The organism is Chitinophaga pendula (genome assembly GCF_020386615.1).
Taxonomy (GTDB): domain Bacteria; phylum Bacteroidota; class Bacteroidia; order Chitinophagales; family Chitinophagaceae; genus Chitinophaga; species Chitinophaga pendula.
In genome coordinates this window covers 680794-695051 of record NZ_CP077769.1, presented here as the reverse complement: position 1 = coordinate 695051, position 14258 = coordinate 680794, and the positions used below count along the sequence as shown (strand labels likewise).

At 49.3% G+C, this 14258-nt stretch carries 8 protein-coding genes; 1 reads left to right on the top strand and 7 read right to left on the bottom strand.

Annotated features, from left to right (window positions below):
- Positions 1–4 precede the first annotated feature (4 nt).
- From KTO58_RS02825 to KTO58_RS02815, 3 genes are all read right to left on the bottom strand, one after another.
- On the bottom strand, positions 5–1105 hold the full coding sequence (locus tag KTO58_RS02825) for an NADH:flavin oxidoreductase (RefSeq protein ID WP_095840843.1): 1101 nt from the start codon (positions 1103–1105) through the stop codon (positions 5–7).
- 13 nt (positions 1106–1118) lie between these two features.
- The gene (locus KTO58_RS02820; protein WP_095840844.1) at positions 1119–1424 is read right to left on the bottom strand and encodes an ArsR/SmtB family transcription factor; all 306 of its coding nucleotides are present in this window, start codon (positions 1422–1424) and stop codon (positions 1119–1121) included.
- A 169-nt stretch (positions 1425–1593) separates the two neighbouring features.
- Entirely contained in the window at positions 1594–1956 is a 363-nt protein-coding gene (locus KTO58_RS02815; RefSeq protein WP_095841735.1) for a winged helix-turn-helix transcriptional regulator, read from the bottom strand.
- A 205-nt stretch (positions 1957–2161) separates the two neighbouring features.
- Between KTO58_RS02815 and KTO58_RS02810 the strand changes: the two genes are divergently transcribed.
- Positions 2162–4744, top strand: a complete 2583-nt coding sequence (locus KTO58_RS02810) for a TonB-dependent receptor (protein ID WP_095840845.1) — start codon at positions 2162–2164, stop codon at positions 4742–4744.
- A gap of 198 nt (positions 4745–4942) precedes the next feature.
- On the opposite strand, the gene KTO58_RS02805 is transcribed toward KTO58_RS02810, so the two are convergent.
- The 4 genes from KTO58_RS02805 to KTO58_RS02790 all read right to left on the bottom strand — a co-directional run bounded on the left by KTO58_RS02805 (position 4943) and on the right by KTO58_RS02790 (position 14192).
- Positions 4943–7399: an outer membrane protein assembly factor BamB family protein gene (locus KTO58_RS02805; protein WP_225860026.1), complete on the bottom strand. Its 2457-nt coding sequence runs from the start codon at positions 7397–7399 to the stop codon at positions 4943–4945.
- A 135-nt stretch (positions 7400–7534) separates the two neighbouring features.
- Positions 7535–9340, bottom strand: a complete 1806-nt coding sequence (locus tag KTO58_RS02800; RefSeq protein ID WP_095841736.1) for a RagB/SusD family nutrient uptake outer membrane protein — start codon at positions 9338–9340, stop codon at positions 7535–7537.
- A gap of 20 nt (positions 9341–9360) precedes the next feature.
- A complete protein-coding gene (locus KTO58_RS02795; RefSeq protein ID WP_198315043.1) occupies positions 9361–12750 on the bottom strand; it encodes a SusC/RagA family TonB-linked outer membrane protein in 3390 nt (1129 codons plus the stop codon).
- A gap of 371 nt (positions 12751–13121) precedes the next feature.
- Positions 13122–14192, bottom strand: coding sequence for a FecR family protein (locus tag KTO58_RS02790; RefSeq protein ID WP_095840847.1), 1071 nt, complete (start codon positions 14190–14192; stop codon positions 13122–13124).
- Between the last annotated feature and the right edge of the window lie 66 nt (positions 14193–14258).

The following is a 14258-nucleotide window of genomic DNA, read 5'->3' as shown; positions in this document are numbered from 1 at the left end:
TCATCTATACTAAACGACCAAATGCATCCCGGCTGAATCCGATCAGCTCCTCCGACCGGTTGTCTGCCACCTTGTTCACCCACTCCGGATCTGCCAGTAACGCCCGTCCTACCGCCACCAGGTCAAAATCTCCCCGGTCCAGCCGACGTAATAACTCATCCAATGGCGTAGGTACTGAACTGTCTCCCTTAAAGGCCGCATTAAAGTCCCCGGATAATCCCACAGATCCCACCGTAATAGTTGGTTTGCCCGTCAGCTTCTTCGCCCAGCCAGCAAAGTTCAGATCCGATCCTTCAAATTCCGGCTCCCAGAAACGGCGCTGTGAACAGTGGAAAATATCCACCCCAGCATCCGCCAATACCGTCAACCATGCCTCCAGCTCCTGTGGCGTATGTGCAAGCTTGTTAGTATAGTCTGTAGGCTTCCATTGTGATAACCGTAATATTACCGGGAAGCCAGGGCCTACCTGCTTTCTCACCTCTTCCAGCACAGCTGTAGCAAAACGACTGCGTGCCGTCAAAGTATCCCCTCCCCATACATCATTACGCCGGTTCGTCTTATCCCAGAAAAACTGATCGATCAGGTAAGCATGCGCACCGTGCAGCTCCAGGCAGTCAAATCCTAGTCGCTTCGTATCCGCCGCGGCTTTCCCAAAAGCCGCAATCGCATCCGCAATAGCCGCATCCGTCATCGCCTCTCCATTTTTCTCTCCGGTACCCAACAACCCCGATGGTCCTTCAAAAGGCACCGGCGGCAACCATCCTGAATGATGATTAATCACCACCCCCATATGCCACAATTGCGGTCCCATAGCGCCTCCTCCTGCATGTACGTCGGATATCACTTCCTCCCAGCCAGCTAAAGCAGCTTCCCCATAAAAGTGAGGTATATTAGGATCATTCGATGAAGAAGGCCGCGATATTACCGTACCTTCAGATAATATCAATCCCACATTTCCTTTCGCACGACGGGCATAATAAGCCGCCACATCCTTGCCCGGTACCCCACCGGGAGAAAAAGAACGGGTCATAGGGGCCATCACAATACGGTTACGAAGTCGTAACGACTTTATATGTATGGGCTCAAACAAAATATTCGTACTCATTGATTTTTACGTTTTAAATGTCCAATCTGATAATTTCGCTTAACGCTGCAAAGGCGGCCTCATTCCTCTTGTAATAGGTCCACTGCCCTACCCGGGTGGCAGTAAGCAGACCCGCCTTCTGCAACATGGACAAATACTCGGATATCGTAGACTGTGTCAATCCCGTCTTCTGCTGAATATACCCTACACACACCCCCTGCGTCCGGTTATCTAGATCTCCCGGACATGGAGGAAAATGTACGTCTGGCTCCTTCAACCATTGCAATATCTGTAAACGGGTCTTGTTGGACAAAGCCTTAAAAATCTCCAATTGATCCATACTACAAAGTTATATCGGTTTTTCCCGAAATACCAATTAATATCTGACAATAAATAACAATCAACTTATTTTCAAATAATTACGAAGTGATAATATTGCTATAAATGTAAATAAACAGCAGTCAGCTCGCCAACATACCGGGTCAACAATCAAAAAATACCGACTTTTATCAATCCGCCCCTTCATGATCCGGGCGATGTGAGATCCCCCATTCCGCAATCGCTTCCAGCATAGGTCGCATAGACATCCCCTCTTCCGTCAGCTCATATTCCGATTTAGGTGGCACCGCAGGATAAACAATCCGGTGTATAAGCCCATCCCTTTCCAACTCCCGCAACTGCAACACCAATACCCGCTCAGAAACACCAGGTATCACCTTTCTGATCTCACTATAACGAAGTTTACCTTCCAGCAAAGACATCAGAATAGATGGCTTCCACCGCCCTCCGATCAACCCAATAGCATAAGTCATCCCACAATACCGCAGCAGCAACTGCCGGTTCAGCGAATTGGTTGAATTTTCCTTCCTCATGAACGATACACTTTTTTTCCTTACAAATATACCTAAAAGCAACCCTCCTTCTTCTCCCACCCCGACCGCCTGTTATCACAAAAAAGTATATATTTATACCCGTGTGTGCCAACTATCGTACACCCAATAGACCAAGCACCACATCATAGACCAAAATCTAATACCGTATCTCATTCTATCTAAATTTAAAACCTTCATGCCCCTTATGAAAAAATGCCTGTTAGTCATTTGTTGTCTTTTGTGGACGGCCCCGCTTTTATATGCCCAACATCTGGTAAAGGGAAAGATCATCGACAACACCGGTACTGCGCTACCTGGTGTTAGCGTATTCGAAAAAGGTACGAATAAAGGTACCAGCTCCTCTCCCGATGGATCTTTCCAGTTCACCGCTTCCAATGGCAAAGCCCTCCTGGTATTCCGTGCCCTGGGATATGTTACACAGGAAGTGCCGGTAGCCGGCAAAAGCGAACTGCAGATCACACTCCAGAGTGAAGCTACCGCCATCCAGGGAGTGGAAGTAGTAGGTAGCCGTAATCTCAACCGCTCCGCCACCCAAACACCAGTGCCCATCGATATCATCCCAATATCCAGGATCACCAATTCAGTCGGACAGGTAGACCTCAACCAACTCATGCAGTTTGCAGCGCCTTCCTTCAACTCCAACCGGCAAACAGGTTCCGATGGCGCCGACCATGTCGATCCGGCATCCCTGCGCGGCCTCGGTCCCGATCAGACCCTCGTACTCATCAATGGCAAACGCAGACACCAATCCTCATTGGTCAACCTCTTTGGTACCAGAGGCCGTGGTAATACCGGTACGGACCTCAACACCATACCCGCCGCCGCCATCGAACGTATCGAAATATTACGCGATGGCGCCTCCGCACAATATGGCTCCGATGCCATCGCAGGGGTTATCAATATCGTACTGAAATCATCCGTAGATGAATTCTCCGGTAATATCAACGGGGCCGTTACCTCCAAAGGAGATGGACAGAACATCGGGTTTAACGGCAACTATGGCTTCAAAATAGGAGGGGGTGGTTTTGTCAATGTCACCGGCGACTACCTCTACCGCGGCCGTACCAACCGCGCCGATGACCCTAACAAAGTAGGCGAAGGCAACGTACCCCGCCGCTTCTACGGCGATGCCCTCATGGAAAACTACTCCGCCATGTTCAACGCCCGCATCCCCCTGACACAAAATACAGAGATATACAGCTTCGGTGGCTATAACCAGCGCTATGGTAACGCCTATGCTTTCACGCGTTATAAAGACGATCCTAAAAATATTCCCAGCATCTACCCCAATGGCTTCGATCCCCAGATCGTATCCAATATCGGTGACCGCTCCCTCTCCGTAGGTATCCGCGGCTTGCTGAAAGGATGGAACGTCGACTTCAACAATACCTTCGGCTCCAACCGCTTCCACTACTATGTAGAAAAAACACTTAACAGCTCCTTACTGGAACAGTCCCCCTCCCGCTTTGATGCAGGTGGCTTCCAGCTGGATCAGAATACCACCGGCCTGCACTTCACTCGCTTCTTCGACAAAGTACTGGCAGGTGGTACCAACATCGCCTTCGGTACCGAATTCCGCACCGAACACTATAAGATCTTCGCCGGCGAAGAAGCTTCCTGGAAAGCATATGGTACATACGACCTGGTCCCCAACTCCTCCGGCGGCGTCGACACCGTCTATAAAGCAGCTGGTGCACAAGGATTCCCTGGCTTCCAACCGGCTAATCAGGTCGATGAATACCGCACCAACCTGGGCGTTTATGTAGATGCTGAATTCAATTTTTCCAAACGTTTCATGGTAGATGCCGCTGCCCGATTTGAAAGGTATAATGACTTCGGTAATACCATCAACGGCAAACTGGCAGCCCGATTCGAAGTATCCAAAGCCCTAGCATTCCGTGGCTCCGTCAGCACCGGCTTCCGCGCACCGTCCCTGGCCCAGATATACTTTAATACCGCCTACACCAACGTCGTAGCCGGCAAATCTGTAGATAACCTGCTGGCACGCAACAACAGTAATATCACCCGCGTACTGGGCGTAGATCCCCTCAAACAGGAAAAAGCCCTCAACGCCAGCTTCGGTATCACCTCCCGCCCGGCCAAAGGCCTGAGTATCACGATTGATGGATATTATGTGAAGATCCAGGACCGTATCGTACTCACCGGCGACTTCAACGCAGAATCCGCTCCCGAAATAAAAAATGAACTGGAAAAGCTCAACGTCAGTGTCGTTAAATTCTTCTCCAACGCACTCGATACCAAAACCCTGGGAGTGGATGCCATCATCACCTGGTCCAAATTCTTCGGACCGCATAGCTTTAATGCCAGCTTCGCTGCCAACTTCAACCGGCTGGAAACAGGCAGGATCAAAACCGCCCCCAAACTCGTCGGCCGGGAAGATGTCTACTTCAGCAAAAGAGAAGAAGCCTTCCTGCTGGCATCCGCCCCGCCAAGTAAACTCAACCTCACCCTTGATTATCGCTTCCGCAGCTTTAACGCCAACCTCCGCTTCGTACGATTCGACAGGGTGAAACTGATCGATTATAACGGCGACTATGATACATTCGACCCTCGTATCACCACCGACCTTTCCCTCGGATACCAATTCGGTAAAGTCGTGACCCTGGTGATCGGCGGCAGCAACCTGTTCAACGTATTGCCCAACAGACAAGATGCCGTCCTTACCGACTCCGGAGGTCCCTACGAACCTGTACAAATGGGCTTCAATGGCACCACCTTCTTTAGTAAACTGGCGTTCAAATTCTAATACCAATAAAAACGGGGTATTGTACCTGTGTACAATACCCCGTTCATTATCAACCACTTGTATCTTCCCCTATATCTCACGTCCACCTTTCCTATAGTTCTCCTATAACATTCGTATAGCATTCCTGTATCTCACGCACAAAAAAGGCGGAGTGAAAACTCCGCCTTATCAAAGGCATATAAGATAGGAATAGTAGGTTTATAACACAAATGCCGCCACATTACCGGCAAAATCTGCTGCAAAAAGCAGATTACCACTCACCGCTACCTCGGCAAGTACCGGGCTTCCAAAATGATACCTGGCACTTACCTTTCCGCTACCAGCCTCCAGCACATACAAGTAGCCGTCCGATGCCCCCACTACCAGCTTGTCTCCTACACGTACCGGCGTAGCTTCCACCGTCGCCGCAGGATACAAGGTATAGGGGGCCGAATAGAATAACGCCTCTTCCGGACGAAACGTCCAGCTCAGCTGTTTCGATTGCCGGTCATACGCCATAATACCCTGCTCCGCCGTACACAAAACAATGTGCCGATCCGTCACCACCGGCGCCGTCATCGTTTTCAGCGCATAAGGTACCGGGATGCTGTCCTTCGTCTCCCCGGACATCGCATCGATCACATGCAACTTATTGATACCGGTTACATATACCTGCTTGTCATAAAAGGAAGCCCCACCACTGCGGAAACGTAACCCCTCATCGCTGCGCTTCCACAACAGCTGACCGGTACGAATATCATGACCGAACAAACTCTGCCAGTTAGCGCCTGTCACCAATAAGTTATCTTGTATAGCCATTGCCGCAGGCGTACCTTCCCCTCCTTTCCACTCCTTATTCGTCCACAACACCTCCCCATTGGAGATACGGAATGCTTGCATATAGTTACCAGAACCCGTGTAATAGATCCCGTCTTTCACAACACCACCGCCATCATATACCGCCAGTGACTGCATCAGCGTATTGCTTTTCCATAAAAGATGACCATCGGCAGCACGCAACGCATAAGTAATGCCTTCCGCATCGGTACCCAATACAACACCTTCGCTGCAGGAGATGGCTTGCTTGATAGAGTTACGCGTTTTATAATGCCAGCTAACCTGTCCGGTACGGGCATCCAAGGCCGTAATACCACAATTTTTATTCTCTTCATCGTCAATAGTGGCCACAAATACTTTACCGGCTGCATAGACCGGCGCCCCCTTCCAGATATGTCCCCCGGCATTGTTCATCCACAAGAGTTTTGGCTGCACCCAACCCGTACGGTCTGCCTTTGCATTACGTAAGGCATTCCCCAACATAGTGGTCCATTCACCTGCAGCAACCCCTTTAGGTCTGTTAACCCGGAATGTATCACTGGCAAACAACACCTTCCCATTGCTGAAAGTCGCCGTCGCCTGACCATTGAATACAACCGAAAGATAGTTCGCAGGCAATGCAATACGTGCCTGCCAGTTCCAGTCCGTCACCGGCTTCAACGCCACCTGCTGACGCAACTGCCCCTTGCTGTCATACAACCGGTAATGCACCGCCTTCACCACGCTAGCCGTATGATAAGCATTCACACTGATCGTAAGACTATCCCCTTGCATAGCTACCCCTGTCGCGGTAGGAGACAACACTGTCAGTTGGTTGTCTACATAGGTATAGCGTCGTTGTACCTGCTCCACCCCTTGCTGTCCCACAGTGATCACATCAAAATTGCTGGCCGCATTATCGATCCCACCGTCAGCAGCAGGGCCTGCACATATCGAACGAATATTGCTGTTGCCGTGCACCCGCGAAAAATTGTTATGCCAATGCCCATATATCCAGGCCTTCAACTGATGATCATTCAGATTGATCGCTCCCCCCTTCCCGTTTTTGTACAGAAACACACTATCGTAAGTCAGCAGATCATGATTGAATAACACCAGTGATTGTTGCTTATCCATTAGCGCCAGGTCTTTCTGCAACCAGTTATATACATCTGCTGCCGTATAAGATGCCTTGTAATCACCGTACAACATCGGCGTCACTACGAAGTGCACATCTCCTACATCAAAGGAATAATACACTGGGCCGAACAACGATTCATATAATTCCTCCCCATAGGCTCCCTTCACCAGGTCATGATTACCGATACAGTAATAGGTAGGCACTCCCATCGTCTCCGTATTGATCTGCTGTGCATGGAACTGCAGTCCTTTTTCATAACAGATATCACCAGTATGTATCAGAAAATCAGCGCCTTCGTTACGCACATAGTTTTTGATATCCGTCGCCCATTGCCCATAGCGGAATGTCTCTGTGTCCGTCATCCGTACGAACCTTGCCCGTCCGCCTGCTGCTGCAGCACCTACCGTTTGTACGCCAAAATCATAGGACGTGTTGCCCGTACCAATGCGCGTATAAAAGGATTTGCTGAAACGATACCCTGCCGGCGTGCTGATGAAAATAAATCTGGCCTTCCCATATTCCGGAAGGGTGTAAGCACCGTCCGCAGCAGTCAACACTACATCCAGGCCATTCGATACTTTTACACCGCCAAGCCCGGGCTCCCCGGCATCAAATACACCATTACCATTACGGTCCTGATACACCCTCCCGGTATATCCTTGTGCCGTCGCTGTCCCGGCAGCCGTACACAGCAACATCCATAATACAAGTTGTTTCATATCATTCTTCATTTATACTGTTCACTGATAATTTCCGCCAAAAATAAAGATGCAACCCACCATAAGGCAGGCTGCATACTTTACTTGTTCACATAAGGGATTGTTTCACTGTTCTATATATACATATACTTGCTGTTAACGCCAGTCTTTCGGCTGTTGCAGGTTTTTATTCAGCACCAGCTGCTCCATCGGGATCGGTCGATAGTAATATTTCGGTGCAATAAATGTCCTGGGCTGGTCACGGTCACGCGCAAAAGCAATGAAACCGGAGTTGCCGTTTGTCAGGTAAAAGTTGTTGTTCTTACCGTCTTTGTCTTTCAGGTAAAACTTGGAGAGTGCATTCCGCTCTGATTCAGGCATGCCGTTCAGTGGAGATTCATCGTTAGGAGATGCCAGGATCGCAATATCCGCTTTACCGTCTCCGCTGATATCCAACGCACCGAGTGCAGGTACATACATACCTTGCTGCGCTTTTTCAAACAAGTTACCTGCTGCCCAACGGTTCAGGTCCTCAAAACGGAAACCTTCGCAGGCCAGCTCTACACGGCGCTCCCGGCGGATCTCCAGTCGCAGACCGTCATTACCGCCTTCACCGAGTTTATAGTCCAATGCCAGCACCGGATCTTTAGCCGCATTCGCCTGCCCCATGTCCAGCATAGGCATCATTACCCGCTGACGCAACAGGTTAATAGTCTTATTCACATCGTCCTGAGATACAGCGCCGCCTTCCGCTTTAGCCTCCACATAGTTGAGCAATACTTCTGCATAACGGAACACCGGTAGACCAGTATAGTTAGCATCCCAGCCCTTACGCTGTGCGGGCATACGGGGGTAGAACTTCACCTGGTCCAGTCCGCCCAGGTTGGGCTTAGCCAGGTAGAACTTATCATTCATATCAGGAGAGAACCCCGGAGGAGCAATCGTCTCCGCCAGACGGGGATCACGATCCTTCATCATCTGCACGAATGTCAGCTTATCATAACCGGGTTGAGCAGTAAATGGCGTACCGTCTTTCATCAGGTAAGATTCCGCCAGGCTACGGCTCAATGACCAGGTCCAACCCAGTACACTGTGCGTATTATTACCGATACCCAGCGACTGCTGGAAGTCCAGCCACTGTATCATCTCCTTATTACCATTCAGCGTGCTGCTTGCAAATAAGGCGCGGTAGTCCTCACCTCCTTTACCAGTATTGTATATACTGAACCGGCCGCTGTTCATCACCTGCTCGCTGGCCCATACCGCCTTGTCCAGAAAACGTTTATAGTCACCCGTTAATTCAACCTCCGGATGGTATTTACGGAAAGTACCTTCAAACAGGCAATACCTCGACATCAAAGCCAACGCAGACCATTTGGATACCCTGGTACGGTTACCCTCATCCGGCTTGATATTCTCCACAGCGTAGATCAGGTCATTCAGTACAGAATCCGCCACCGCCTTACGGGGATCAGCTGCTTTATACAGCTCCTGGTCATCCGAATTCAGTGAACGGCTATACCAGGGCACATCAGAATAACGGGCAATCTTTTTGTAATAGAACCATGCACGGAAGAACCTGGCGATGCCGATATAATGTTTGATAGCAGCAGCATCTCCTTGTGTCTTACCTACATTCTCCAACATGAAGTTGATACGACGTAGTTTATTGAAATCATCCCATCCCTTCACCGTATTCGAATTGATAGTACCTCTTACCAGCAGGTCCATCTCACCATCTCCACTATAACTGGAAATGTTATCCGAGTTGATATCATCCGTACTATAGGTCAGCTGATCTTTGTAAAGACTATTGGTATAAGTCTCCAGATCCTGTGGTGTATTGAAAAACGCACCGGTACCAATCTCGGTGATCGGGTCACGTTGTAAGAAATCTTTGTTACAGGCCAGCATCGATCCACTCAGCAAGGCCAGGTATATATATCGTTTCATTTGTTGCATGATGCTTGTTTTAAGATCCATTAAAAGCTCAGGTTGATACCACCGGAATAAGTACGTTGGAAAGGATATACTGAGCCGGACAATCCTTCCGGATCAATATTCGCTTTCAGCTTGCTCACGGTAAACACGTTCTCCGCACTGAAGTATACCCGCAAGTTGGATACATGCATACGTTTCAACAGGGAAGAGGGCAGTCTGTAACCCAATGTGATGTTCTTCAGTCGCAGGTAAGCAGCATTCTGCAGATACCGGGTCTGGGGAGCGCCCAGCTCACTGGCATCTTCTGCGATATAAGATTTCACACGTGGATAATAAGCATCCCGGTTCTCTGGCGTCCAGTGATCCATGTTCTGTACCTGCACATTGGTCCAGGGCTGTGCATAGATACCCCAGAAATAGTGGTTACCCGGATTAGGATACCAGTCGCGCTTACCAATACCTTGGAAGAACATACGCAGGTCAAAACCTTTCCAGTCCAGGTTCAGGTCCACGCTGTAAGGCAGCCTTGCCTGACTGTTGCCGATTACACGACGGTCGCCGGGATTGTCCACAGTATTTTTACCATAGTCCACTTTACCGTCGCCGTTGAGATCTTTGAATTTCAGGTCACCTACATAAAACTTATAACCTTGATCATCCGATCCTACCGCCGTCTGATCGGCATGTTTGGTAATCTCGTCCTGGCTCTGGAAAAATCCTTCCGTCTCCAGTCCCCAGATCTCCCCGATCTCCTGACCGGGATAAAACGCCTTGCCTTCATTTACATCTTTCAGCAGTTTGGCAGGATTATCATAACGGGTGATGAAGGTGCGGAAGTCGGCGAGTGCCAGTCTTACGCCATAACGCAGCTCATCGCCGGCTACTTTCACATGGTCATTCCAGGACACGCTCAATTCCCATCCTTTCGTCTTCAGATCCGCCGCATTCTGACGGGGGGCAGGTGCACCAAACACCGCCGGCAATGCCTTTACAGGCGCCAGCATCTTGTCAGTATATCGTACATAACGGTCGTAGCTGATGTTCAAACGATCTTTAAAGAACGATACGTCCACACCTCCATTTATACTGCGTATATTCTCCCACGTTAATGAGTTGGATACCGGCATAGGGTTTTCCACACTCACCGGTAATCCGCCATCCAGGATCACATTGATCTGGCGGGATGGTAACTGCGGAATATAACCGTATGCAAAGCTAGACGCCTGGTTACCCAGCGATCCGTAAGAAGCACGTAGCTTAAACAGGTCCATACCCAAAGCACGGCTCACCGGCTTGAAGAATGATTCTTTCGATGCTACCCAACCAACGGAAGCCGAAGGAAAGAAACCCCAGCGGTCTTTAGCAGGGAAACGGGAAGTACCGTCGTAACGGCCATTGAACTCCGCAATGTATTTGTCATTATAGATATAGTTCACACGGTAAAATAAACCCCTTACCGCCCACTCCGTTGCCTTCTCCGTCTGGCTGATATTACCGGTGGCCAGCTGCGGGGTAGGCAGGGTATTGCTGATCAGGTTCTTCCGGTCTATCGCCATCGTATCTTCATAACGGTACTCCTGGTTGAAACCAGCTAATACCTGCAGATAATGTTTCTCGCGGAATGTCTTATGGAAATCCGTATACACGTTATACACATTATAACGCATGATGCGGTTGTTGTTAGAAGAGAAAGATGGATTATATCCCGCATAGCTGATAGCCTGGCCAGGCCCTGTAGTATAAGGCACCGGCAAACCAAAAGATTTAAGCGTAGAAGAAGTACGGCGGAAAGTAACATCCCCCTTCAGATCCCACACATCCTTCACCAGCGAGATATCCGCATTCAGTGTCGTCAGGTAGTCGTTCAGGTTGCTGTTAGTACGTCCACCATCACGGATCACACCGATCAGCGCAGCACCGTCCTGTGTAAAGCTACCGTCAGGATTGTAAGGCACAGAAAGAGAAGGCGTCCTGTTCACATTGTGGAAGAAATCTCCACTCAGGAAGTACGGACGATCATACACATTGTTAGTGAATACCGAGTTGGTACCGATCTTTATTCTGTCGGTCACCTGGTAAGTAGCTTTCGCCCGCAAACCATAACGACTGAAATCATCCGTACCATACTTGATCATACCTTGCTGTTTGTAATACTCCCCGGAGAAATAAAAACTCAGCTTCTTGTCTGCCTTGGACACGTTGAAGTTGGCAGAGTAAGCAGGTGCTGCATCATTATACAGTTCTTTCAGCCAGTTGGTCGTACCGTAATAAGCATATTTATTAGGGTTGGTAGGATCAACGATAACCGCGGGCAGGGAGGGATCTTCACTGCGGCGTTTGGCATAAGCCCTTACAGCATCAGGATATAGGTTATATAATGGCGTCGCTGCTTCATGCTTCATCTGCATGGTCACCAGCGGATCAGTAATGATCTTGGGAATACGTCCGATAGAACGAGAGGCATAGTTGGCATTTACGGATACGGCCAGCTTATCACTGCGGCCCGTTTTGGTAGTGATCAATACCACACCGAAAGAAGCTCTCGCACCGTAGATGGCGGCTGCTGCCGCATCTTTCAGTACCGTCACACTTTCCACATCAGCCGGGTTCACCAGCGTCAGCTCCTGTATGGTCACCGGCACGTTGTCTACGAGTATAAAGGGTTCGCCACCGTTGATGGATGTAAAACCGCGTATGTTAAACGTCGGTGCCGCATTCGGACTACCATTGTTCTGGGTGATGTTAAGATTGGGGATCAGACCTTGTAAGCCGGAGCTCACATTCGTCAGCGGACGGCTATCCAGCTCCTTACCGGATACCACATCCACAGCACCACTCAGATTGATCTTACGTTGCTTGCCATAACCCACTACCACAATCTCGTTAAGACCGCTGGCATTAGGTTGCAATACCACATCATAGTCCCTCGTACCAGACACCGCCAGCTCCTTACGCTCATAGCCGACGTAAGAGAATTCCAGTACCGCATTGTCCGGCACATTCAACTCAAAGTACCCTTTGCTGTCCGTCTGCGTACCACGGGTAGTCCCTTTAATATGCACATTCACACCGATCAGCGGCTGCCCGCTTTCATCCCTCACACGCCCTTTTACATGGGCATCCGCAACGGTAGTACCTTGCGGTAATATAACGATCAGACGGTTAGGCATCAGCTTGTAAGAGAGCGTAGTACCCGCCAGCACCTTATCCAGTACTGTCGTCAGGCTCGCATCTTTTACACGGATAGCAACCTTCTCATCCGGTAGGATAGCCGTCTTGTATAAAAAGGTGTACTCACTCTTTTTACCGATGACATGCAGCAACCGGCTGATATGAATATTATCATAGTCGAGACTGATCTTTTCCTGTGAATAGCTATGCGCACTTACCTGCATAAAGGCCACACACATTAAAATGGAGACAAGTTTCATATACAGTATTAGTTTCCTTATACCCTGCCTGGGTATAAATACAGGACCCAAATAGTTTTTTTGCATAATTTTGTGTAGTTAGGTTAAATAATGAACCCGTCGATTGATGAGATCCGACTAATTGTTTAACCTGCTGTCAGGGAGGTGTTGCCGCACTTCCCTTTTTTGTTCGCAGGCAGATAAATAGGTGATGGAATGTGTTACAGAAGCTTAGATCGCTTATTTTCATTGTCCCCCCGGAATGTAAAGGCAAAAGCAGTACTGCCGGATAGTTGCCGCTATCCGATACACCTTTGTTACTTCCAGTTTTCCGGCTGTTAGCCTGGTAAAATGGTTAAGTATACATGCAATTTGTTTTACGGTTTAATGAATCACCATATGTCAATGATGTGTTGTGATGAATCTATACTGTATCTGAATGAAGATGTAAGCTGAAGCGCCGCAAGCACATCGGCCACCGGCTGCTCCTTGAAAGCGCCACTGAGACGCTCCTCTTTGTACCGGTCATTCCGGAACTTTATTTTCACATTGTACCACCGTTCGAGTTCCCGCGCCAGTTGCGCAAAACTCATATTCTCAAATGCTAATTTGTTGGTCATCCAGGCTACTTCCCTGGTAACGCTATCCGCGGTCGTCGCCCCCTTGACAGAGGTCACATTATATGCTATAGCAGCAGGCGTAGTAGCCGCCGCCGGTTCATGTTTCACCGATAATTTCTGCTGAGGCGCCAACACCACCTTTTTCTCCTCCCCGCCAAGTAGTGCCACCTCCACCTTACCACTGATAAGGGTCGTCTCCGTAATACCGTCCTCCGGATACGCTTTCAGGTTAAATACCGTTCCCAACACCCGCACATCTACCTGACCAGCCTTTATAATAAAAGGATGCCCCGCATCCGTTTTCACATCAAAATAACCCTCCCCCTGTAACGTCACTTCCCGGTTGCCTTTCATAAAATCGTGTATGTCGTACTCCAGCTTACTACAGGCATTCAGCATCACCATCGTACCATCCGGCAATATCACTGAAGTACGCGACCCCGTAGTAGTTACCACCTCATTCATCCGCTGCGACTCCTTAGTAGCATATCGCATCACCGGGTAAATACCTGCCAACAACAACACCACCGCCGCTATCGGCGCCAGCCGTTTCCATATCGTACGCCGGCCGCTGATAATATAAGGCGAAACAGACTCCTGCTCCGGCAACAACGCAATCCGCTCATTCAACTGCTCCAATCCCTTCGCTTGCAACTTCTCCTCCTCCTCCTCCGTAAAGCCCTCTATCGCCCGCATGTCCTCCAATTCCGTGATCATATGAAAGGAATATTGCAACTCCGGCCGCTCAGCAAGTATCGCATTCAACTCCCGCTCCTCCTGCTCAGTAGCTACTCCCGATATCTTCCGGGCCATCAGTATATATATCCTTTCGGTTTCTTTCATTGCTATTACATGCGTATTATACCGGGAGGACGTAAGCTTTTTTAAAAACCCCCAAAAGAAATCCGG

What these genes read in the sequence shown, in the direction of transcription:
- KTO58_RS02825 (WP_095840843.1), bottom strand. Translation starts at nt 1,105, where the DNA reads ATGAGTACGAATATTTTGTTTGAGCCCATACATATAAAGTCGTTACGA.
- KTO58_RS02800 (WP_095841736.1), bottom strand. Translation starts at nt 9,340, where the DNA reads ATGCAACAAATGAAACGATATATATACCTGGCCTTGCTGAGTGGATCG.
- KTO58_RS02815 (WP_095841735.1), bottom strand. Translation starts at nt 1,956, where the DNA reads ATGAGGAAGGAAAATTCAACCAATTCGCTGAACCGGCAGTTGCTGCTG.
- KTO58_RS02790 (WP_095840847.1), bottom strand. Translation starts at nt 14,192, where the DNA reads ATGAAAGAAACCGAAAGGATATATATACTGATGGCCCGGAAGATATCG.
- KTO58_RS02795 (WP_198315043.1), bottom strand. Translation starts at nt 12,750, where the DNA reads ATGAAACTTGTCTCCATTTTAATGTGTGTGGCCTTTATGCAGGTAAGT.
- KTO58_RS02805 (WP_225860026.1), bottom strand. Translation starts at nt 7,399, where the DNA reads ATGAAACAACTTGTATTATGGATGTTGCTGTGTACGGCTGCCGGGACA.
- KTO58_RS02810 (WP_095840845.1), top strand. Translation starts at nt 2,162, where the DNA reads ATGAAAAAATGCCTGTTAGTCATTTGTTGTCTTTTGTGGACGGCCCCG.
- KTO58_RS02820 (WP_095840844.1), bottom strand. Translation starts at nt 1,424, where the DNA reads ATGGATCAATTGGAGATTTTTAAGGCTTTGTCCAACAAGACCCGTTTA.